We start from the raw sequence: 23,221 nt of genomic DNA, 5'->3' as shown, positions 1-23,221 counted from the left end.
ATTTTGTTATACCGCGTGCCCTACTCCAGTATATGGGTTATTTCGAGAACGGAGATTATAATAGACTTACGACGTCGGAATCCATTATAGGAGTTGTACTGAGTATGATCGTAAGTGACAAAGTTGGCAAACGAATTGCTACCCTCCGCAAAATAAAAGGCTTATCCCAGGAACAATTAGCGGAACTGCTCCATGTCAGTGCACAGGCGGTATCCAAATGGGAGACTGGCAAGTCTCTGCCGGAGACAGCCACCCTTCCCCTGCTATCCGCCGCATTGAACCACTCGATTGACAGCATTTTGCTGCCCCAGGAGCTTGTGGTGCTCTCTGCAATCTATACAGATGGACAGCAGGAGCTGGATGTTACCCAGCTTGTGAACCAGTTCGTAGCTTCAGACCGCTTAAGCTTAATCCCCGGGGAGCACCTCTTTCCCCACTCATGGGACGGGGTCGGGATTGCTCCTGGGCAGGAGCCATGACGCTCGCTCTTACCGCCAGAGGCGTAGAGACCACCTACGAGCAGGTGATGGGCTATTCGGGAGCCTGCTGGAGAATGGCTTTTGAACCGGTATGGGACTACAGTGCTGCGGATGCCCTTGTCGTCTATGACTACTCCATTCCCGCCTGCAAGGCTTATGGACTAAGTGCCCGCCGGGCCAACCGGTTGGAGCCGCAGCAGCGCACAGCCGAGAAGCTGGCGATTCTGGAGGATATCCGCCAAGGCAGACTGCCACTTGCGATTAACCTCAGGGTAGCGCCGGAGTGGGGAGTCATTACAGGATATCTGGCCGAGGGGGATGTGCTGCTGTGCCGCAGTTATTTTGACGATGAGACCTTCAGTGAGCTTGAAGCTGATCCTGAGTTCCAGGCTCATACGAGGATAAGCCAAGGGTATCTCCATGTGGATCAATGGCCTTACCGGATTATCAGGCTGGGAGATCAGATGGAGGCCCCGTCTGCACTTGAGAATCTATATGCATCGCTGCGCGTTAAGCTGGAGTCTATGCAGGCTGAGAGCCTGTCCAACAGCAGCTCTTATGCTATAGGATACAAGGCGCTGGAGCTATGGAGAGAGGGACTGCAGGATCACCCTTGGTATGCCGCAGCGGACGAAGAAGCCTTCAGCCGCAGGTTATCCGTCAATCACTTCTGCATGATGGCCCTGGCAGATGCCCGCCGCTGCGCCGCCGCCTACTTACGCGACTCTCTGCCGCTGGTGCATGACCCGCAACAACAGGCTGCCTTGGCGGCGATGACGGAAATCTATGGGGAATTGGCTGCCCTGCTGGATAAATACTATAAGGAGATGTCCGACCCGGCCATACTTCGAACAGCCGGCGCTGCCCCCAGAGCCAGTTGGACGGGCCGGCAGCGTGAGCAGCAGGCAGAGCTGCTGGCGAAGGTTGCTTCGCTGGAGCATCAGGGAGATACTCTGGCTGAAGTGGTGCTGGGCCTAACTTAATAGTGTATTGATGTATAACGGCTCTAGTGCCAGGTTTGGCCTGACGTAGAATTTTTGTGCAACAGACAGCAGCTTAAGCAGAAGCGCCGGATGCTTTTGCTTAAGCTGCTGTCTGAAGTTAGTCTAATTTACGGACCGGCCGCAGCACCGCATACCCGTAACCCTCGGGGAAATGCCGCTGATAATCCTGTTTTTCCTCTTCGTCCCACACATAGCCCATAACCGCAGGATCATAGTTCCAAGCAACTTCCTCAACAATACGCATCACCTGCCCATTATCCTGCAAGTAATCAAATGGCGGATGAAAAAAGACCAGGTACTCCGATTCCGGGATATCCCGGCATTCCATGCCCTCCGGAACCGCCCCGTCGTAGTCAGCCGCGACAAGGATACCATACAGATAGCCTTTGCGCCCCTCCTGATAGAACCAGCCTGCCGTCTGGCCGAGCTGCCCGGGCAGCGTATGGTGCGACATACTCTCCAGGGTTCCAGAGACCTCATCGCAGTCATGCCCATTCTTCCAGAATCCTCCGTAATTGTTAGATCCGATATCGCGGATGCCGATAAACTTATGCGCCGGTAAGAACTCAAGCTTAATCTCCGCTTCCTGTAAATGCACCTGTCTCATTCTATCCCGCTCCCTGATCAGATAATGATAAGGAGAGAACACCTCGGCACGAATGGCCAGCGGAATCGGCTGTGGAGCCTTGCGGTAAGCATGGGGAGTGAGCTTGAAGGCTCTGAGAAAGGCCCGCGTGAACGCCTCCTGAGAGGAAAAGCCGAACTTCACGGCAATATCCAGAATGCGTGCATCCGTGTCCCTAAGCTCCAGTGCCGCCCGGCCAATCCGGCGTTGCCAGACATAATCCCGCAGCGTTATTCCAGTCAGCGCATGAAATTGCCGGGTGCAGTAATACGGCGAATAGCCTAAATGTCTCGACATCTCCAGCAGCGTAGGCGAAACCGCCAGATCCTCCTCCACCCAGTCAATCATGCGCTGGACCATCTCATTCCATTCGTACATTGATGTCCTCCTCCTTTCACTGCTGATTTTAGCAGAGGCCTAGTGTGTAGATATGACTTGAGTTGCACAGTATTAAAGGTCGATCAAAAAGGACACCCGCAGGTGTCCTTTTGATATTTTACTATATTCGCTTCATTATTCGGTCTCTTTGGCTCGGTCTATCACTGTGAAGAAGAAAGGTTCACTCTCTTTCATTAATGGGCCGACTGCTGTCACTTGATATTGTGTATTTGGAGCAAGCTTGACATTCAAGAAGTGACCTTGCTCACCGAGCGTAAAAGCTTCTTCAATTACAACACCATCCTTAGTCTTAAGATAGAAACCTGAGATGCCGGAAATACGAGGAACATAGGCTACTATCACCGCACTATCACTATAAACCACACCAACCACCGTAGGTGTCGGAGTAACTGGTTTGCTGGCTACTACAACCTCAACAGGCTTGCTAGGGAGTTTTTCGTATCCCTTGGCGGTTACATATAGAGTCTCCCCTACAATAGGACGCGGATTTAATGGAACCGAATATTTCCCGCCGTATTCCTGACCGCTGCTCTTTTCCTCTCCAACGATGGTTCCGTCCGCACGTTTGACAACAACGATAGATTCTCCCTCAGCCGTGCCGAAGATTGCCCAATCGTCCTCGTATACTGTTTCCGTTACAACCGGTCGTGCCGTTACAGCAGTAGCAGCTACGACAGTGATAATGGTAGGCTCACTTTTTCTTTTTCCTAAAGTTTGCGCATAGACCATTAGCTTCTCACCAACAGTAAATGGCGTGTCGCCCCATAGGTATAATTGATAAACGCCTCCATAACTGCTGGAATTATGAACAAGTTTGCCATCTTCGCGGGTTATCGTAATTTCACTCGACGAATCTTCCGTTGTACCTCTGATGATTCTGGTATCATTATATACCACGCTAGTCACAACAGGCATCTTCGTCAGTGGCCGCTCAACTGCAGTAACCTCAAAACGCTCAGAGGTCCATCCGTTGTCATCATAAAGAGTCACAAATAATTTGTCTTTGTCCTTCAAAAGCAGGTTAGGATTATAGTCATATAGCCTGAAGCTGAAGAAAGAGTAAAATTCTCCAGAGTGAATATTCAGTTCTTTCCCATCCTCAAGCTCAACCTTAACTTTAAAAGGCTGCGCTAGATACATAATGCTACCGCTCAGATAAGAAACATCTGTGTACACGACTGGTTCAACCTTTGGTTCAGGTGTTTTCTGAACGATGATGATATCAGGCAGAACTAAGTCCTTCCCTGCTTCCACTGTAAATTCCTCTGAATAATAGTTGTATGGAGAGAAAGGGATATATACAAAGTAAGTTCCCGGTACCACGTTGTCAAAAGAAAACTCTCCGTCCTTTACAGTGGTAGCCGAATAAGTTCCCTTTGTATCCTTAGCTCCCCTTAAGTAGAAATGTTTGTTGAAGGCAGGAAACGGCTTGGTCCCTGTATAAGGCTGAATAAATACGCGCCCTGTTACACTTACATTAGCCTTAGGCACAGTAATCGCTCCAGATAGTACAGGGCTTCCACCCTTATATGACAAGGAGTATACCGCCAATTGCTCAGCCTCGCTAATTGCTATCGAAGGGATTGTAAGTTGTACTGTTGCTTTATTATCAAGCAGCGTAACCAGAGTAACCTCTACCTTATGAAACTCGCCATGATTGACCTGTTCGAGAACTGCGAAATCAGCAGCATCTGGTATGCTGTCCAGGTTCCGGTTGAATTGAACTTCAACCATACCATTGGCCGCGGTAATTCCGGTTACAGATAGCGCCGGTACAGGAGTTGACCCGTTCCCACCACCAGTACCCGGATCAGGAGAACCACCGCCACTACCGCCGCCTGGGCCAGGGTTAGAGGAGCCTCCACCCCCGCTGCCAGTTACAGGTGCAGCAGGTTGTTGTTCTTTTGGCAGCTTAGGGTCCGGTACACCTTCCGACAATACAACACTTTTGACTTGGCCTTCGCCGGAAATCTTCAGCTTACTCTTCATTTCCAGCTGATCAATGACAACATTCTTGCTGAAATTCAGAGTAGGGATTACCAGGTTTTCTTGGATAAGCAAATTAGCTATGCTGCCTGAGCGAACATTGAACTCTTTGAGGCTGCCGCCTACAGAAACCTTCTTAAAGACTCCGGCAAGCACCACTGTGCGCTCTGATGAAGATGTCTGGGCAGGAGGAAGCACGGTTACATTCACAAAACCATCGCCGGTAAGATCCTTCTCTTCAATAACCGCGCTGGATAGAATCTGTACGTCCTGCACAACACTTGTACCCTCGGCTACAACTCTCACCGCATGATTCAGCCTATTCACAGATACTGTGTTTAGTTTGCTGTTCCGGATATGAATACTGTTGCTGCCTCCGCCTTCAATACGTGTTACACCGTCTACTTGAACCTGTTCAAGGTAAGCATCCCCATCTGCCACCTCTTTAGCAATGACGAGGTCACCCCGGATATGCATATTGCGGAGCGTGACATTGGAAGCTATAATTCTTACATTATGCTGTACTGTGCTAACTGCAGCCTCGCCAAAAGTACCCGCCTTATCATAGACCACTGTGCTCAGCGCCAGCGCCTTCTTAATGACCACTACAGTCTCGGCACGGGTCATATTGCGCTGCGGTTGGAAGGCTCCAGCCGCATTCTTGCTCATGATCCCCTGATCCAGAAGATACTGAGCGGCGGGTCTGCTCCAGGCAGGGATAAGATTCGCGTCCTGTGCAGAGATGGAGGCCGTTGCTCCTTTACTATCAAAGCCTAATATTCTGGATAGGATAACTGCAGTTTCCTGTCTTGTGATTGGCTTGTCAGGACGGAAGGTATTGTCGCTGAATCCGCTGATATATCCTTGAGCGGTCGCTTTCTGCACTTCTATGTACGCAAAATTCTCCGGCTTCAGATCCTTGAAGCTGATAGCCTTCGTATCCGAATACTTATACGCTCTGTTCACTAGCGCTACAAACTCACCTCTGGATACTTCAGCCCCCGGCCGGAAGGTATGATCGGGATAGCCGGTAATAAGTCCTTGATCCAGCCACTGCTGAATATCGGATTCCGCCCAGTGTCCTTTGATGTCTGCCATTTGTCCGGCATCGGCGTAACTCCGTGCAAATGGTAGAAGAATAAATAATAAGACGATGAAGCAAGTATTTCTGAATGAACGATGGATAGCCAAGAGATTAGGTCACTCCCCAATAGAATTAGAACCGGGACTAAAGTCATGCTTTCTCACTCCAAACCCAGTACTTCTGGGTAATTCTACAAGCATATCCGTTTCCCTTTTTTTCACTGTAAAATATTTCACTACAATTAACCTGAATTCACAATTTGTATATTTTTAGATCATCCCGCCCCCAAAGACAGCCCCGGGTTGTTCAAAAATAATCCGCAGAACTCCATACCCGCACAAGCCGCCCCTCAGGTTCTGAGTAAAATAGAGTAAATAGAACAGTGAGGTGAATGACGAATGGCAAATTCAACAAAGCTCCGCAAGCGGGCACAGCAGCTGAAGGGCCAGCCGGTCTGCATCACTTTGCATAATGGGCGTTCCTATGTAGGGTGGATTACAGACCTGAACCAGGAGGCGGTGATTCTGTCCAGACCCGGCACACGTAAGGGGTCATCCCCGAAACGGAAATCCTCTTCAGCTGCGCGGAAAGCAGAGGTATCCGGTTTCATGCCTCTACTCGGCTCGCTGATGGGCGGGGGAGGCGGGGCAGCCGGTATCGTCGGCGGGGGTCTCGGACGGTTCATGGGCATGTTCGGAATGGTGCAGAAGGCCATGCCGGTGATGAAGATGGGCTACAATATGATCAAGTCAATCCGGCCTTTTCTGGGCGGGCTCAAGGGCTTAATGGGCTAACACTAATATTTTCAAAAAAAACGGATGTGCCGCCATTTCCCAGGGGCACATCCGTTTTGGTGTGGAGCTTCTTACGCCGCCGCTGGCAGCACGGTCTCCGGTCTATTTTTTGACCACCTTGAAGTTATCCGTAAGCAGCAGCCAATTCTGCGGAAAAGGCAGGCCCAGCTTCCAGTAGCTGATGCCCCGCAGCCTGAGCTCCTTGATCAAATCGAACTTGGCCTGAATCGAGCGGGCATCCTCAAACCATACCTTATGCTGCCGCCCCTCGTCATCGGTGTAATTGAAATGCGGCGCCTGGGCTCTATAGTCATATTGAATGGCTGCATTCCTGTTCCTTGCCAGATCAATAGCCGCCTGCGGACTGAGCGCTTTGGCATATTGTCCGCCCGCTACGTAAGGTAACGTCCAATCATAACCGTACAGATTCTGGCCCATCATGATTTTACCGGCAGGCATCTCGCTTGCTGCATAGGTCAGCACCTGACGGACAGGCCCGATGGGCGAGACAGGCATCGCCGGCCCCCCGCTATAGCCCCATTCATACGTCATAATAATGACGAAGTCAGCCACCTCTCCGTGGACCTTATAGTCATGCGCCGTATACCAGGCCCCAACCTGTGACGCGCTGGTCTTGGGGGCAAGGGCGGTGGACAGCAGGAAGCCCTCCTTATGAATGACCTCTGCCGCTTTCCGCAGAAAAGTATTGTACGCTTCACGGTCCTCCGGCCGGAGAAACTCCAGATCAAAGTGGATATCCCGGAAGTTCAGCCGCTTCGCTTCCGCGATGATGTTCTCAAGCAGCCGGTCCTGAACCTCCTGATCATTCAGAATAATGCGCCCGAGCTCCGAGCTGAACTGGGCATCCTCCAGATTCGTCACGACCATCATCAGCGTCACCTGTTGCTCTGCGGCAATGGAGGCGAGGCCGTCCAGGGGCGGCGGGACCAGCGTTCCGTCCCGCTTGATCCGGAAGCTGAACGGTGCGAGATAAGTCAGCTCAGGAGCAGCCTCACGCGCAGCATTCTGCAGCGGCTGGGAGACACTCTCTCCCCGGGGCTCCACATACGCGTTCACTTCCGCCTGCCGCCTCGGTCCAGGGGGAAGGTATAGACGGAGCCCGACTTGTAGCGGCTGATTCAGTGTCAGCCCGTTCACCTCCGCCAGCTCGCTTGCCTTCAGGCCGAACCGCTTAGCGATGCTGTAGAAGCTGTCGCCCGGCTGCACCCAATAATACTGCCCGGCAATCGGGATTACCAGCGCCTGCCCGGCCACCAGGCTTCCCGGCGCAGAGAGCTGATTCGCCTCAGTTATCGTATCAGTGCTTACTCCGTAGGCCTGCGCAATGCCATACAGCGTCTGGCCCGGCTGCACTACATGTATTTGCATACGTTCCTGCCATCCCTTCATAGTAGCCTTTTTATCTCTATTTTATTCGGCGGCCCTGCGGGTATGCGGAATCAGGCGGAACATGTAAATTCTTACATATGCAAAAAAAGACACCCCGGAGGGTGCCTTGCTGCTCATGCTATAAATGATCCTGATGCTATACCTGTTTGAATTCAATCCATTCAACCTGCAGGCCGGGCTTGACGAAGTCCAGCTTCAGCTCATACCGTCCGGCTTCCAGCTCAACCTTGACCAGCTTCTGCCGGATCCACCGGCCCTCCGTTCCGTTCGTCTGAATGGTGGTTACCGCTTGTCCATTCAGGGTCAGGTTACAGGCGCTCTGCGCAAGCTCAGGCTCAGGAGACATGATGCTGACAATAATGCGGTACTGGCCCGCCTCGTCAGCCTGAATGTAGGTCGGCCCGGACACAGCAGGGGTTACCTGAGCGTTCTCACTCAGCACCTGCACCTGCTCAGCCCCGATAGCCGGATCAGCCTTGAACGTATCTACTGCTTCGATAATCTCATGCTTTCTGGAGAATACCGGCGCCTTCATGATGAACTCACAGATATTGATCGCGCAGCGTTGAAGCTCCCCGCGGGTAAGCGTGCCGTTCTCCAGAGATGCAATTGTATTGTCATCGTAAGCATTAACCTCTGCCCCATAATTACTAACGACCATGTACAGATCGTTCTGGGCGCGGACCATCCAGTTCATATTCTTACGGTCTGCCGGCCCTCCGTTCACCACATCGTTCATGATCGCCCACCAGTCGGTCATGACGATCCCCTGGAAGCCCCATTCGCCGCGGAGCAGCGTGGTGTTGAGGTCATAGTTGGAAGCCGCCCAATGCCCGTTCACCGGGTTGTAGGAGGTCATGATCGAATTGGCTCCGCCCTGCTTAACTGCGATTTCGAAGCCCTTCAGGTAGATCTCACGCAGCGCGCGTTCCGATACGACAGCATCGACCTTACTGCGGTGCTTCTCCTGGTTGTTGCAGGCAAAATGCTTCAGCGTCGCATTAGAGCCGCCCTTCATAATTCCGCGTGTACATGCGGCAGCGAAGATTCCTGAGATCAGCGGATCTTCGGAGAAATATTCGAAGTTACGCCCGTTAAGCGGGCTGCGCCGGATATTCAGCCCCGGTCCCAGCAGCGCATCCACCTGGTTGCGCAATAATTCCTGGCCTTCCATAACATACAGTTCTTCCACCAGCTCCGCATTCCATGTAGCGGCCAGCAGGGTTCCAATTGATACCTGTGTTGCCTTAGCTCCACTGTCCATACGGATGCCGGAAGGGCCGTCCGCTGTAGCTGCAACCGGAATGCCGTAGCTGAACAGACTGTCGCTCACGCCCCCGAACGCCGATGCCGTACCCGGAGTTACCAGCGGGCTGCTCATTCCTTCGCCCCGGACAATCGCCGCCAAATCTTGGTCGCTTAGCTGGGCAATGAAGGTGCTCATGCTAACTTTTCCGTCATGGACATCTCTCAGGGTATATCCCTGATTGCCAGTCTGCGGAAGCTGCTGCGGCAGATTGCGTTCAATCCGCTCCGCCAGATCCACCTTGCGCGTTGGCACCTCGGAGGAGACAAGCTCATACGAACCGTCTGCCTTGCGGGCACCCGGCTTCATCCGCATGAAGCTCTCGGTAGGCGCCATGGCCTCTTGCAGCTGTTCCACGACCTTAAGCTCATCCAACACATAGCCTTCTTGTCCATCCAGAAGCACTGCTGATACCGCTTTGACGCTGGTTCCTGCATAGAAGCGGTAGGTTCCGGCTTCCAGCACATAAGCGGAAGCGTGCCCGGTCACTCCGGCGTCATCATAGGAAGCCATGGAATGGAGCGGGAAGCTTACAGTAAGACGCTGAGACTCGCCAGGCTCCAGCAGCTTAGTCTTAGCGAAGGCTGCCAGCGCTTTGGCCGGTTGACCCAGCTGTCCTTGCGGCGCTTCAACATACACCTGCACTACTTCTTTACCGGCATATACTGCTCCCGTATTCGTTACGGTGACGCCGATTTCAATCTGCGGCTCGCCCGCCTGGTTCACCAGCTTCGCTTCCTCCGGCTCCAGCTTGAAGGTCGTGTAAGAGATCCCGTAGCCGAATTCATACTGAACCTTATCGGGACAGAAGGTCTCGAAATAACGGTAGCCCACATAGATATCTTCCTCGTACAGGTTCTTGAACTCATTGCCGTAGTTGCGGGTCGACGGGTAATCCTCAATGGAATAAGCGATGGTGTCCGTCAGCTTGCCGCTTGGCGTAACCTCGCCGGCCAGAACATCGGCGATCGCGTGGCCGCCCTCCATGCCGCCATGCCAGGAATAGATCACTGCAGAGATAGGGTTCACATAAGCGGCGTCATTTACCCAGCTCATATCGATAATGTTGGATACGTTGAGCACCACAATCGTCTGTTCAAAATGAGCCGTAACCGAGACAAGCATCGCCTTCTCATCTTCCGTCAGCCGGTAGCTGCCTGCGGTATCGGCATTATCCTGATCCTCGCCCGCCGTACGTCCAATGACAACAACCGCTTTGGCTGACTGGCTTCTTGCCTGTTTCACCAGCTCGTCCGTAAGCGGCATTTCCTTCTGGTTCCACGGCTCCGCAGCCCATACCTTGCCGCCGTCATCGAACGGATTAAGCCCGATCCAAGCCTCGTAGGCTGCAGCCAGCTCTTCATTCACGCTAATGTTCTTCTTGCTGCGCAGTCCATCCAGCAGATTCGTCGTATATGCAACGTGAACGCTACCGCCCGATCCTGTACCGCTGCGGTAATAGTTCACCTGTATTCTGCCAAAAACAGCGACGCTCTCACCGTTACCCAGCGGAAGCACCTGTCCCTCATTCTTAAGCAGTACCGCACCCTCTGCGGCTACCGTCCGGCTAAATTCTGCAAAACCCTCTAACGGCACTCCAATGTTCTGTGTACTCAATTGGTTTCCTCCTGTATGTTCATTTCCCATGCTGTGGGTTGATTCTATAGATAACGCCCTCCCTGCAGGGAATATACGTTGCCTTGAATCTGTATGGTCCATCATATAGCATATCCTTCTAAGAATATAAGCTCCAGCCAGATTATTCAAGCACCGCTTGCCGGATCGCCGGGATGCACATCTGTCTGCATAAATTTTTCCAGCTAAAAAGACACCTCTAATAAAAAAGACACCTGTGCGGGCGTCTCTCAAGCCTGTTCCTATGCAATCCGCTCCGCCTGAAAGAGATACGGCCGGATCTTCTATTGATTTTATCTGCGGCGGCGGCCCTTCATCATGCGGTTGTACATAATAAGAGCGGCAACGATCATGCCCAGCATGGCTACACTGCCTGCCGATTCCTGCGACATGCCGAACATAAGGCAAATACTTGTCACTAACTGTCTTGTCAGCAGCGCAACCGCAATCAGCATGATGGGCCGCCATATGTTATATCCTCTCACTTCAGCAACACTCCTAACCGGGATTTCAATAACCGTATGATTCCTCATTCCATGAACCATCAGTTTCTATTATAGCACAAGAAGGAATGCGCATACATTTTACAGGCGGCCAAGAAGGGGGGTATACCTTTGACAAGAACGTATGTTCGATATATAATGCTCACATATGAGGGGGATTGAGACCGTGGATGTAATGGAGAAACTAGAGATTCTGACCGCTTCCGCCAAATACGATGTAGCGTGCACTTCAAGCGGTTCCGACCGCAAGGGCCAGGCCGGGGCGCTCGGCAACACCTCCGCGATGGGCATCTGCCACAGCTTCGCGGCGGACGGCCGCTGTATCTCGCTGCTGAAGGTGCTTATGACCAACGGCTGTGTATATGATTGTGCCTATTGCATTAACCGCAAATCTAACCCCATTCGCCGGGCAGCCTTCACCCCTGAAGAGATCGCAGATATCACCATGCAATTCTACCGCCGTAATTATATAGAGGGACTATTTCTTAGCTCAGGCATTATGCGCAATCCGGACTACACCACCGAGCAGCTGATCTCAGCGCTTGAGCTGCTGCGCAATGTCTATCATTTCAACGGTTATATTCATGTAAAAGCCATCCCCGGAGCAGACGAAGCCCTGCTGTCCAGACTTGGCCTGCTCGCCGACCGCATGAGCGTCAACATCGAGCTGCCCTCGCAGGAGAGTCTCGGACGGCTCGCCCCCGATAAGAGCAAGGTATCCATCCTGAAGCCGATGGGGCTAATTACCAGCCGGATCAAGGAGAACCGCTCCGATATCGTCCGGTATAATCATGCGCCCCGCTTCGCTCCGGCCGGACAGAGCACCCAGATGATCGTGGGGGCAACGCCGGATACCGATTACCAGATCCTTAATCTGACGGAAGGCTTATACCGCAAATACGCACTCAAGCGTGTATTTTTCTCGGCCTATACCCCTGTAGTAGAGGATTCCCTCCTGCCCGCTCTAGACACCAAGCCGCCTCTGCTGCGGGAACACCGGCTCTATCAAGCCGATTGGCTCCTGCGCTTCTACGGCTTCAAGGCGAATGAATTATTGGATGAGGCTGTGCCGAACTTCAACCCGCTGCTGGACCCCAAATGCAGCTGGGCCGTTAACCACCGGGAGCAGTTCCCCGTTGAGATCAACCGCGCCCCGTACGAAATGCTGCTGCGTGTACCCGGCATCGGCGTAAGAAGCGCACAGCGGATCGTGAAGGCCAGACGGGCCGGATCGCTCGATTTCCATGCGCTGAAGAAGCTGGGCGTGGTCATCAAGCGTGCCCAGTTCTTCATCACCTGTAAGGATAAGCCGCTGGAGGGGCTGAAGGTAAGCGAGCATACGCTGCTTCGCTCACTCATGTCCGGGGAGCAGCTCGCTCTCCAGCAGCCGCAGGTGGAGCAGCTCACGCTGTTCGACGACTTTAACCTCTCCACCTTGCCCGCCGCCGGGGACTGGAACAGCTTCAACAAGGGAGCGAAGGCCTGATGTTCAAGCCGTCCGCACTGGCGTACACCTATGACGGAAGCTTCGAGGGTCTGCTGTGCTGTGTATTTGAGAGCTATGCCTGGAAGGAGATACCGCTGGCGATTCATGCTGAAGGCGGGGAAATAGGCCTGCTGCTGGAAGCGAAATGGATTGAGACCGACAAAGACAAGGCCGCACGGGTACTGAAGTCCCTGCCGCTGCGGATCAGCCGCGAAGCCGAGGAGTTGGTGCGTCTGGGCTTCTGGAGCTGCGCTCCCGAGAAGGAAATGCTGCTGCTGAACTTCCTGTATCTCGGCTTCAAGCATGGCCGCAAGGTGATGAATATGCTGGCGGATGACACCGTTAACACGCTGATGAAGGCTGTCCAGCAGCTCCGGCATGAAGCGCATCTGTATACGGGCTTCGTCCGCTTCTCCGTATACGGCCCGGTCATGGCCGCAGTGATTGAGCCTCAGGGTTATGTGCTGCCTGTGATCCAGGAGCATTTCTGCGACCGGTTCCAGGGGGAGAGCTTCATGATCTACGATCAGACCCATAGGGCTGCGCTGATTCATGAGCCCGGGCGTGAGGCCATCGTGCCCTTAAGCGGGTGGACCCCGCCCGAACCCGATGAGACAGAGGAAGCGTACCGCCGCTTATGGACTGGCTTCTATCATGCCATCGGCATCAAGGAGCGCCGCAATGACCGGCTGCGTTCCTCGAAGATGCCGAAGCGCTATTGGAAGCACATGGTGGAGATGAACGGCAGTAATGGTGTGCCTGTACTCACCGCGGCGCAGCGGAAGAAGGCATTGCAGCCGGAGGTCCCGGAGACCATAATCCAGCTCCAATCATTGGACAAAAAGAGCGCTCCGCAGCCATCAACATGACTACCTGAGCGCTCCTTAATTGAAGCCTACTATATTATTAATGAAATAACACGATCATCTAGAGCTTAGTTCAAAGCCTTCCATACCCAGCTCTCAACCTCTGGAAGGTCGATGCCTTCTTCACGGATGTACGCGTGATGCTTCTGCACCATGGCGTCCATCTCGTCAGCGATGGCCTGGTATTTGCTTGCTTCCGGCAGGCTCAGGACAGCTTCCTTCGTAAGATCGAAGCGGTCCATCTGGTTCAGTACACGCATATCGAACGGTGTAGTGATATCGCCATTCTCGCGGTAGCCGTGCACATGCAGGTTGTGGTTGTGGCGGTCGAAGAACAGGTCTTTGATCAGGCCTTCATAGCCGTGGAAGGCGAAGATGACCGGTTTATCCTTTGTGAAAAATTGATCAAACTCTTCGTCAGACAAGCCGCGCGGATCGAGCTTCTGGCTTCTCAGCTTCAGCAGATCGACTACGTTAATGTAACGGATCTTCAACTCAGGCAGCTTCTCATGCAGGATCGAGATGGCAGCCAAGGCTTCCATAGTTGGTTCGGTACCCGAAGAAGCGATAACAAGATCCGGCTCTCCGCCTTTGTCGGTGCTGGCCCAGTCAATGATCTTAAGGCCTTTGTCCACCAGCTCCTGAGCTTCGTCAGCCGAGAACCACTGCGGACGCGGATGCTTGGAGGATACGATCAGGTTGATCTTCTGGCGGTCATTCAGGATCTTGTCGAACACAGCCAGCAAGCTGTTCGCATCGGACGGCAGATACTCACGGATAAATTCAGGCTTCTTGTCAGCCAGATGGCCGAGCAGACCCGGATCTTGGTGGGTATAACCGTTATGGTCCTGCTGGAACACTGTCGATGTAGCGATCACGTTCAGGGAAGGAATGTCTTCTCTCCAGGTCTGATCTGTAGCCTTGCGCAGCCACTTGAAGTGCTGGGTGATCATCGAATCGACCACGCGCAGGAAGGCTTCATAGCTGGCGAAGAATCCGTGGCGGCCAGTCAGTACATACCCTTCCAGAATCCCCTCTGCCTGATGCTCCGACAGCTGGGAGTCAATGACACGGCCATAGGGAGCGAGGAATTCATCCTGCGGTTCCTGAATGGCATCCATCCATTGACGCTTGGTCACTTCGAATACTGGTCCCAGACGGTTAGACATAGTCTCATCCGGTCCGAAGATTCTGAAGTTGCGGTTCTCTTCGTTGAGGGTTACAACCTCTTTCAGGTATTTGCCCAGTACGGCCATATCCTGTGCAATTACTTGGCCTGGGGCGGAATTATCGAGAGTATAGTTGCGGAAATTCGGCTTGTGCAGGTCTTTGATCAGTTTGCCGGCATTGGTTACCGGGTTCATGCCCATACGTCTGTCGCCGGTTGGCAGAATTTCCGCCAGATCTGCGTTCAAACGGCCATTCTCATCGAACAGTTCCTCAGGTCTGTAGCTGTTCAGCCATTCAAGCAAGGCTGGTGCATGCTTCATGTTCTTCTGATCGACCGGAATCGGCACCTGGTGGGCACGGAAGGAGCCTTCGTTCGGCACGCCATCCCACGATTTCGGACCGGTCCAGCCTTTAGGGGAGCGGAAGACCAGCATCGGCCATACAGGGCGTGTAGTATCGTTATTTTCACGGGCATTCTTCTGAATGGCGGCAATTCTCTCTACGATTGTATCCAGGACCTTCGCCATTTCCGGGTGCATCAGATCCGGGTTCTCGCCTTCTACGAAGAATGCCTCCCAGCCGTTTCCGGCAAAATATGCGGTTAATTCTTCTCTGCTCATCCGTGACAGAATCGTCGGGTTGCTGATCTTGAAGCCGTTCAAATGCAGAATCGGTAATACAGCACCGTCTGTAATCGGGTTGATGAACCGGTTGGACAGCCAGGAAGCGGCCAGAGGACCGGTCTCTGCTTCGCCGTCACCTACAACGACTGCTGAGATCAGGTCAGGGTTATCCAGAATCGAACCCACGCTGTGCGACAGGGAGTAACCAAGCTCGCCGCCTTCATGAATCGATCCGGGTGTTTCAGGAGCTGCATGGGAGGCAACACCGCCAGGGAAGGAGAACTGCTTGAACAGCTTTTTCAGACCAGGGATGTCCTGAGTGATCTGCGGGTAGATTTCGGTGTAGGTTCCGTCAAGATAAGAGTTCGATACCATCACCTGGCCGCCATGGCCCGGGCCTTCAATATAGAACATGTTGAGATCATATTTAGTGATAACGCGGTTCAGGTGCGCATAGATAAAGTTCTGCCCAGGGATCGTGCCCCAGTGTCCGATCGGCTTCACTTTGACGTCTGCATCCTTCAGCGGTTCTCTTAACAACGGGTTATCCTTCAAATAAAGCTGGCCTACGGAGATGTAGTTCGTTGCACGCCAGTAAGCGTCAAGCTTTGCCAGATACGTTTTGGAGGAATAATCCACCTGTTCGATTGTTAATCCCATGTCTTTCCACTCCCTAAATTTTTCTTTGTAAATTGAATGTATCACTTCTACATTTACATCATACATCGGCATTTCAGAAATTCAATCTTTTTAGAAATTAATACGGTCCAATATTGTGAAATTTTGAACATAGTATGAATTCCTCTGCAAATCACGCACAAAAAAATCTTTATTTTTATAATTATGGATTAATTTGTTATACTAAAAAACGCTAAAAAGACCGGGATTCCGCCCGGCCTGCTATACCTCAGTTATGCTATTTACACCGTCCATCCGTTAATGCACAGATACGAAAGTGTTAAACTTCAGATACTCATAATGGAAGCGCATATGCGAGAATTCGAACGGCGTGCCGTTATCCAGGAAGAAGATCCCCTCCATAATCCCTACGGGTTCATTCTCCTTAAGATGGAGCAGCTCCTGATCATTCAGCAGCGAAGGCCCGGCAAAAATAGACAAAAAAGATTTGGTCACCGCCAGATTGCGCGACTCCTCCAGATAATGAAAAATCGACCCCTCAATAATCGTCTGGTCGAGATTTTGCACAATTTTGATCGGAATATATCCCGTCTCAATCATGAAAGGCGCACCTTCAAACAGGCGCAGACGCACGATCTTATACACGAAATCATGGGGCATCAGGAACAAATCCCGCTGAATCTCCTCCGTGGGCCGGATGACCTCGAAGCTCAGCACCTTGATCTCCGGCTTCTTGCCGTGCATCTGGAAGTTATCCGACACCCCCAGATTAGAGCCTTCGTAATTGAAGATCGAATCGTTCTTTATGTATAACGGATTGATGAAGGTGCCGGAGCCGCGTTTCTTGAAAATAATGCCCGAGCTCTCCATCTTCATCAGCGCACGCTTAATGGTACTGCGGCTAACCTGATACGCCTCGCTGAGACTGCGCTCATCCGGCAGCTTCATATCGGCGTACTGCCCGGCAAAGATCTTCGTTTTGAGGTCAGCAATAATCTGCTTGTAGACAAATTGGGTCATGGGGTTCTCCTTCGCCGGAACTTTGCAGAACGAAATATTCAAGATTAAATATATCATAATTTAGATAGGGCAAAAAGGATGAATCCACGGATTCACCCTTTTTGACGCTTGTTGTCCCAATCCCTATACCATTTGACAATCTCCCGGCTCGGTTTCTCCGCAACCTCTGCTTCCATGACCGTTTCCAGCAATACATACTGTCTTTGCACCAGAAAATGAAAGCCCATTCTATCCGATATTTGCATGTACAATAATTGCGCCTGCTCCTCTAACGGATAGCGGGTGCAGACCTGTTCAATGTGCTTGAAGGCCTGTTCATATTCTGCATTCCCCATATACCAGCGGACCAGATTCAGCTTCAGCCGAATCCACTGCAGCTGGAATCTCTGCCGCTCAAGCTCCGCCCACACATAATCGTACCCCTCCAGATATTCGCTCTTGAACAGCTTCAGGATTCGTTCGTATTCGGGCAGTGTGTCATTCGAGAGCTCTAACCCCGCTTGGATAAAGCGGTCAAACTCATCAACGTCCAGGCAGATTCCATTCAGCTTGAGCAGATAGCCGTCCGCCGTATTTTGCAGGAGAATCCGTTCTCTGCTGAAGGGCTCCAGCATTTTGCGGATATGATACACAGCCGTATATAACTGCGGATAGGCCCTGTTCGGATCAAAATCAGCCCACAGCAATTCAATCAGAGTGGCTTTACTGACCACTTTGCCGCGATGATGCAGCAGGTAAAAGAAGATTTCCTGCGCCTTCGCCGTTCTCCATTGCAGTGACGGAAGCTCCTGACTCCCTTCGTAGATCCGGAAGGCATCGAGCATCAGCATTCTCCAGCTTGTCTGCGCTGACGCTGCCCGGCCTGCCAGGCCAGGCTTCTGCTGAGCATTCAATCTCCGAACTGTAAGCTTCAGACGGTCCGTATGAATCGGCTTAAGCAAATAATCCAGGGCATTCAGCTCAAAAGCCTTGATCGCATACTTATCATATGCCGTTACGAATACAACCTGCAGATCGGGTCTCCGTTCCAGCAGCCTTTCCGCCAGCTCAATCCCGCTCAGCTCCGGTAAATGAATATCGAGAAACACAATATCGGTCTCGGTCTCCTCTACCTTTTGCTGCCCTTGCAGCGGATCGGTATATTTGCCGATAATCTCGAAACAACCAAGCGCATGCAATTGGCGTTCCAAAGCCTTTAGTGCCAATTCTTCATCGTCAATCAGGATTGCTCTCATTCGGATCTCCTTCGCAACTGGAAATCGGTACGGTTTTATAACCATTATACTTCAAATTTAATGATTTAGGGGCTGGAGGAGAAATGATCTCTCCTCCAACCCCTATCCATTTATTCTGTAACCCGTTGTTCCTTCTGTTCACTGTCGATCCGGTACTGATGGTCGATGACAGCCTCCTGGATGTCCAGGTAGGCCCAATGATTCTTGGAGACATCCGGGAATTTCACAGCATCTGCTCCATGGAGCGGGCCGCGGTCAAACATCTGATTAACAATGACTACAGCTTCCGCCCGGGTCAGGTAAGCATTCGGCTTGAAGCTTCCGTCCGGGTAGCCCTTGAGCAGGCCTGCCGACACATTGGCTTCAATTACCGCCTGGGCCCAATGTCCAGTGGTATCGCTGAAGCCCGATTTTCCGTCTGCCGGTACGGCAAGCTTCAGGTAGTTGGCTGCAGCAGCAGCCATCTCTGCTCTCGTAATCGGTGCATTGCCCCGGAATTTCCCGGCCGGATCACCCTTCATCACGCCCTGTGCATTCACAAAGGCAATGGCTGCTGCCGCATAATGGCGGACAGCCACATCCGGGAAGGGAGGAGTGCCTACAGCCGCACTAGCATCATAGCCCAGATTCCGGGCAATCATGAGTGCCATCTGCGAGCGCGTTACCCGTTCGTCCGGCTTGAATTGACCATCCGGGAAGCCAACGATATAGGATACATGTGTAGCAGGCGACTGATTATTGAAGTTGATAATCGTAAAGGTACTGAATTTGCTTACCGAGAATTCCAGTCCAAGCAGTCCCTCTTTATAGGTAACCGCTTTGCCTTTGACAACCTCTTTCGTGCCGTCGGTATGTTCAATGAAAATACCGAGCTGTGCCAGGAATGCATTACGCGCCGCTTCATTCTCAGGCAGCTTCACATCTCTTAACGGCAGGATCAGGGTTACCGCCCTGCTGGACAGGTTCGTCTCAATGGTCATCGGTCTGGCGACCACTTCGATTTTGTTGTCCTTCGCCACTTCGCGGACCACAGCTTCAAGCGTGGCTCTCTTCTCGATTTCACTCCGCTCTGCTGCACTTCTCACCGGCACCAGCCGGAAATAGAAGTCTTGTCCGATGCCTTCCAGCGATTCATTCGGAACACGCACAATTGCATTCTCCGTATAGATTTCCAGTACAATGCCGTTCTCTTTCAGCAATTTGGCGGTTTCCGCCGGAATCTGGACATTCACTTCGCTGACATTGTCCGCCGCATCCGGGATGACTACACGGGCAATGCTTTGTCCCGTCTCTTTCGCCATCTTCACCGCTTCTTCAGCCTTATCCTTGGTGAAGCGGACCAGATCAGTGATCATGCCATTGCTCTGAGTGGTACGCTGTACAGGCACTTTCGTGATGCCAGCTGCATTGGCTCCGCCGATGGCCACATCCACCTGAATCACTTCGGTCTTGGATGTTTCAGGAGCTGCTGGAGCCGGAGCGGAACCTCCGCCTCCGCCTGAAGATACAGGCTCTTGTCTGGTAATGATCATTGTATACGTATTCGTTCCGCCTGCGGAATCCTTGACGGTAACCAGAACTTCATTCTTGCCTACTTTTAGAGGGAGCGCTTTGCTCCATTGACCGTTTGTAACCTCTACCGGAGCTTCACCGGCAATACTGAGTGTTACCACAGCACCAGGATCAAGTGTAACCGGCTTAAATGACATTTCATATACACTGTTCGCTACGGATACATCATAGCTTGCAGTTTCAGGCTTGAACTCAGGCTGCAGTGTGCCGCTCGAAGGATCAAGCGATACGAGCTTCCCGCTTGCGCGGATAACCTGAATTTGGTATTGCCCCAGCTTAACGCCCGGACGCTTCGCATCCACAATATCTACCTGGATGATGTTCAGCCCTTCCTGAAGCGGCAGCTTGCTCCAGTCTCCGTCAGGAACCTCTACACCGTTCAAGCTAACCTTGCGCAGCGTATCGTTATCTCCTGCCGGGGCAAGATTCAGCGCAATAGTCCCCGTCTCATTAGGCACGGTCGCCTGATAGCCGCTTGGTACATCCGGCTGGAAGGCTGGACTCAGCGATACCGGCTTATCCCCTGCCGTTAATCCCAGACCGTTCTCCGGCAGCTTGCCGCCGTCGGCGATATATTTGCCATCCCCGCCTAGGTCAATGCCCGGCTGCAATCCCGTAAGCGGGTTATTCTTGTTGCCGTTCTCCGTAACATTGCCAAGCTCTGGATCGTAGCTCAACATGCCACCGTTATGATCAGCGGGAATTGAAACGATCAGTTCATTGCCGTTAATCTCAAAAGGTGCCTGAAGCGGCACGCCGCCGTAAGTGAATCCGGCCAGATCGGTCAGATCGTTGATCGGCTTATTGAACACCAGCTTGAGCTGCCCCGCTTCGGGATAAGCAGCAACGAGCTGAAGCGGAATCACATTGTTATTCTTCGTGATGCCTGACTGCTCGCCGGCCTGGATCGGCTTCAATTCGTTCAGAACGTTGCCTTCAGCCGTAACATTACCGGCAGCGGGATCGTACCCTACGATCAGCGCATCATCAGGACCAAGCGCTTCCTCCAGAACGACTTCCACTTTGTCGCCCTGTACGGACTTCACAGCAATAACCTTCCGGCCATCAATGGTCAGTCCGGTGAGATCAGCATCAGTCAACGCAGAGCCTACAGGCTGGTTGAACGTCAATACCGCGTGATCCGGCTGGCCTTCGTTTACCGCCACATGGGTCAATTCCAGCTGCGGTACCGTGAACGGCACCAGCTTCGTTTCTGTTCTTACTTCATCGCCGAATGTCTTGGTCGAAGTCACCGCCACATGGTAGGAGCCCGGTGCCAGCGGACCCGGCAGCTTGGTGTCCCACTTATAGACATCATCGGTTACGGTAATCCCTACCTCAAGGTCGAACAGATGCGCATTCGGGTGGACATCCACTTTATACACAGCAGCCGTAACCACCGAATCGAGTGCAGCTTGTCCGGTTACCGGGAGCGGGAAGTCTGCTCCATATACCTCTGTTCCCTTAGCAGGCGTCTGAATTTCCAAGGAATCACCGAACGGTCCGTTAGCAATGAGCGTAAAGTCGGACACTGGCTCTTTCCCGGGTGTCTGAGCCTGGATTGCCGACTCTGCGGCATCATATTCGATTCGAACCACAGGATCATTGGACAGCGGACTGGCCAGGGTCAGAATAATGACACTAGGATCTTGATCAGACACTACAGCATGCGTAACATCGACCAGTCTTCCGTCCAATGTCACTCTGAAGTCATCCGTAGTATCGGTATCATCCGCATTGAACTTGATAGGCTTGTCAAACTTAATAGATACCTGGTTGTTGCTGCCCTCGGTATAGCTTGCGCTATCAGCCACTGGCGGCTGCTTCACCAGTCCGGCAATGGCATCCTCCAGACCCTTACGGGCGGCCTCAACTTCTTCAGGAGACGCATGCTCATCTTCAAGGACAGCGTTGGCAGCATCCGTTGCAGTCTTGAGAACCGCCAGAGAGGCCTTTGTATATTCCTGCGGCTCAAGACCAAGATAGCCCTCTGCTGTCTCGTTGTCCTGCTTCAGCGGGGTTTTGTCCACCAGTGTTATGGTAGTACTGATGCTGGAGTTGGCATCGCCTTCCATACCGCCGTATTCAACGAGGTAAGCATTCACGATGTTATCAATCGGATAATCGTTCCATTTTCCACTTGCAAAAATATGCACTACATGTTCGTAGGTAGAGTCATTCGGCTCTCCTGCATCCCAGTTGTTATGCATGATATGGTTAGTACCAATCCCATAAGTAAGATCCGTCACTGTGGCAGAATCATTCCTCCCACCACTAGCATTGTAACCCTTATAGAAAGGAAGTCCGGATTTGCCTTCGTACTGCAGCTTTCCTTCAGGTCCGGTTACCCAGCGCCAATCACCATAACCGTTATATTTATTGTTCTGCAAGGTGAAGACACGTGTATTGGCCCGTCCGTTGGTTTCTGTACGGGCTACGTCCTTCCCGCCGATCCAGCCAATCCCTTGAGCCTTTTCCGCAATAAAAGCGTTCTCAGCCGGGTCAGTAATTGTCGCTAGATACCCTTTGCGTCCATAGTAGGTCCGCTCCTCGGCCTTCACTCGGGCATCCGTCCATTTGATGCTGTTTTGTGTCACATACTCATAGAAATGTCCATTTTTATTAAAAGCGAGCACAGGCCCCAGACCGAAGGTCAGGCTGCGTTCACCCGGCGAGGTCATCGTAAACTGGGCATTCTCCAGTATCTGCTGGTAGATTTCAACCGGCGCATTGCCTTTTAAGATGTAGGCTCCGTTGCCCCCGCTGGTGGCAACTGTAATTCCAGTGCCGGATGTGGCGAATGTAATCTTGTCACCTGACTTATAACCATTGATTACAACCGTAGCCCCGTCCATCATTTCACCGGAATCTGCAGTGATAAATAGCTCCGGGAAGGTTAGGTTAACAGCTCCGCTATCCGGATTGGTGAAACTCCGGTACTTCTCCGAAGTAAAAATTTGTTCCGTACCGTCATTCTCCGCGACTGCCGCATGAGCCACTGGCCCAAGCACCGCAAAGTTGGCGGTGACCAGCGCAATCGACAAAGAGGCGGCCAGACTTCGGGACCATCCTTTGTTCCATTTCTTCGATATTGTCATCTTTTTGTGTACTCCTCATCTAATGGGACTTTTATGGGATCAGCCGACACTTCCTATTGTTCATAGACCGCTTGCCTGTTACCTGTAAATTCCTCCCTTCCTATGCAGGCGTTCACCAAATCGTACTAACGGGATACCGACAGGTTGTGTATAATAATCTCTTAGTTTCTAATACTATCCGACAGTCCTCTACATTAACTCTACAAATCCCCTTTTTTGTGACAAATATCATTGCATAATTGCGAATCTTCTCCCAATCTTATGTTGCGGTTCATTTGAAAAGTTAA

Annotated in this window: 14 protein-coding genes; 5 read left to right on the top strand and 9 right to left on the bottom strand. The window is 52.1% G+C overall.

All coding sequences use genetic code 11. The annotated features are described in order from the left end of the window. Positions 1-104: 104 nt before the first annotated feature. Positions 105-479, top strand: coding sequence for a helix-turn-helix domain-containing protein (locus tag C173_RS32910; protein ID WP_051478092.1), 375 nt, complete (start codon positions 105-107; stop codon positions 477-479). Next, entirely contained in the window at positions 440-1,462 is a 1,023-nt protein-coding gene (locus C173_RS16025) for a hypothetical protein (RefSeq protein ID WP_235191911.1), read from the top strand. The genes C173_RS32910 and C173_RS16025 overlap by 40 nt, the downstream gene beginning before the upstream one ends. Positions 1,463-1,580: 118 nt before the next feature. Here C173_RS16025 and C173_RS16020 read toward each other — a convergent pair whose 3' ends face one another. Next, positions 1,581-2,486: an AraC family transcriptional regulator gene (locus C173_RS16020; protein ID WP_036726336.1), complete on the bottom strand. Its 906-nt coding sequence runs from the start codon at positions 2,484-2,486 to the stop codon at positions 1,581-1,583. A 135-nt stretch (positions 2,487-2,621) separates the two neighbouring features. Then, positions 2,622-5,591: an S-layer homology domain-containing protein gene (locus tag C173_RS32905; protein ID WP_051478091.1), complete on the bottom strand. Its 2,970-nt coding sequence runs from the start codon at positions 5,589-5,591 to the stop codon at positions 2,622-2,624. A gap of 384 nt (positions 5,592-5,975) precedes the next feature. Between C173_RS32905 and C173_RS16010 the strand changes: the two genes are divergently transcribed. Then, positions 5,976-6,371, top strand: a complete 396-nt coding sequence (locus C173_RS16010) for a hypothetical protein (protein WP_036726335.1) — start codon at positions 5,976-5,978, stop codon at positions 6,369-6,371. Between the two features lie 102 nt (positions 6,372-6,473). On the opposite strand, the gene C173_RS16005 is transcribed toward C173_RS16010, so the two are convergent. The 3 genes from C173_RS16005 to C173_RS15995 all read right to left on the bottom strand — a co-directional run bounded on the left by C173_RS16005 (position 6,474) and on the right by C173_RS15995 (position 11,207). Then, entirely contained in the window at positions 6,474-7,760 is a 1,287-nt protein-coding gene (locus C173_RS16005; RefSeq protein ID WP_036726365.1) for a glycoside hydrolase family 18 protein, read from the bottom strand. Positions 7,761-7,917: 157 nt separating this feature from the next. Continuing rightward, positions 7,918-10,734 carry a glycoside hydrolase family 3 C-terminal domain-containing protein gene (locus C173_RS16000; RefSeq protein WP_442792643.1) on the bottom strand — a complete coding sequence of 939 codons (2,817 nt, stop codon included), beginning with the start codon at positions 10,732-10,734 and terminating at the stop codon, positions 7,918-7,920. Positions 10,735-11,015: 281 nt separating this feature from the next. Further along, the gene (locus C173_RS15995) at positions 11,016-11,207 is read right to left on the bottom strand and encodes a hypothetical protein (RefSeq protein ID WP_036726332.1); all 192 of its coding nucleotides are present in this window, start codon (positions 11,205-11,207) and stop codon (positions 11,016-11,018) included. 193 nt (positions 11,208-11,400) lie between these two features. Between C173_RS15995 and C173_RS15990 the strand changes: the two genes are divergently transcribed. Further along, complete coding sequence (locus C173_RS15990) at positions 11,401-12,711, top strand: putative DNA modification/repair radical SAM protein (RefSeq protein WP_235191910.1); 1,311 nt, start codon at positions 11,401-11,403, stop codon at positions 12,709-12,711. After that, positions 12,711-13,580: a TIGR03915 family putative DNA repair protein gene (locus C173_RS15985; RefSeq protein ID WP_081751196.1), complete on the top strand. Its 870-nt coding sequence runs from the start codon at positions 12,711-12,713 to the stop codon at positions 13,578-13,580. The genes C173_RS15990 and C173_RS15985 overlap by 1 nt, the downstream gene beginning before the upstream one ends. 65 nt (positions 13,581-13,645) lie before the next feature. Here the strand turns inward: C173_RS15985 and C173_RS15980 are convergent, their stop codons facing one another. From C173_RS15980 to C173_RS32900, 4 genes are all read right to left on the bottom strand, one after another. Continuing rightward, the gene (locus C173_RS15980) at positions 13,646-16,030 is read right to left on the bottom strand and encodes a phosphoketolase family protein (protein WP_036726330.1); all 2,385 of its coding nucleotides are present in this window, start codon (positions 16,028-16,030) and stop codon (positions 13,646-13,648) included. 276 nt (positions 16,031-16,306) lie between these two features. Next, complete coding sequence (locus C173_RS15975; protein WP_036726328.1) at positions 16,307-17,029, bottom strand: GntR family transcriptional regulator; 723 nt, start codon at positions 17,027-17,029, stop codon at positions 16,307-16,309. Between the two features lie 92 nt (positions 17,030-17,121). Continuing rightward, on the bottom strand, positions 17,122-18,264 hold the full coding sequence (locus tag C173_RS15970) for a response regulator (protein WP_036726327.1): 1,143 nt from the start codon (positions 18,262-18,264) through the stop codon (positions 17,122-17,124). Between the two features lie 110 nt (positions 18,265-18,374). Further along, a complete protein-coding gene (locus tag C173_RS32900; protein WP_051478090.1) occupies positions 18,375-22,934 on the bottom strand; it encodes an S-layer homology domain-containing protein in 4,560 nt (1,519 codons plus the stop codon). Between the last annotated feature and the right edge of the window lie 287 nt (positions 22,935-23,221).

This window comes from Paenibacillus sp. FSL R7-277, from assembly GCF_000517965.1.
Taxonomy (GTDB): domain Bacteria; phylum Bacillota; class Bacilli; order Paenibacillales; family Paenibacillaceae; genus Paenibacillus_AQ; species Paenibacillus_AQ silagei.
Note: the sequence above shows the minus strand (reverse complement) of the source record. Positions and strands in the feature narration are given on the sequence as shown.

Coding starts and splice junctions, on each gene's coding strand:
- C173_RS32910 (WP_051478092.1), top strand. CDS start 105: ATGATCGTAAGTGACAAAGTTGGCAAACGAATTGCTACCCTCCGCAAA.
- C173_RS16025 (WP_235191911.1), top strand. CDS start 440: ATGGGACGGGGTCGGGATTGCTCCTGGGCAGGAGCCATGACGCTCGCT.
- C173_RS16020 (WP_036726336.1), bottom strand. CDS start 2,486: ATGTACGAATGGAATGAGATGGTCCAGCGCATGATTGACTGGGTGGAG.
- C173_RS32905 (WP_051478091.1), bottom strand. CDS start 5,591: ATGGCAGACATCAAAGGACACTGGGCGGAATCCGATATTCAGCAGTGG.
- C173_RS16010 (WP_036726335.1), top strand. CDS start 5,976: ATGGCAAATTCAACAAAGCTCCGCAAGCGGGCACAGCAGCTGAAGGGC.
- C173_RS16005 (WP_036726365.1), bottom strand. CDS start 7,760: ATGCAAATACATGTAGTGCAGCCGGGCCAGACGCTGTATGGCATTGCG.
- C173_RS16000 (WP_442792643.1), bottom strand. CDS start 10,734: ATGGGAAATGAACATACAGGAGGAAACCAATTGAGTACACAGAACATT.
- C173_RS15990 (WP_235191910.1), top strand. CDS start 11,401: ATGGAGAAACTAGAGATTCTGACCGCTTCCGCCAAATACGATGTAGCG.
- C173_RS15985 (WP_081751196.1), top strand. CDS start 12,711: ATGTTCAAGCCGTCCGCACTGGCGTACACCTATGACGGAAGCTTCGAG.
- C173_RS15980 (WP_036726330.1), bottom strand. CDS start 16,030: ATGGGATTAACAATCGAACAGGTGGATTATTCCTCCAAAACGTATCTG.
- C173_RS15975 (WP_036726328.1), bottom strand. CDS start 17,029: ATGACCCAATTTGTCTACAAGCAGATTATTGCTGACCTCAAAACGAAG.
- C173_RS15970 (WP_036726327.1), bottom strand. CDS start 18,264: ATGAGAGCAATCCTGATTGACGATGAAGAATTGGCACTAAAGGCTTTG.
- C173_RS32900 (WP_051478090.1), bottom strand. CDS start 22,934: ATGACAATATCGAAGAAATGGAACAAAGGATGGTCCCGAAGTCTGGCC.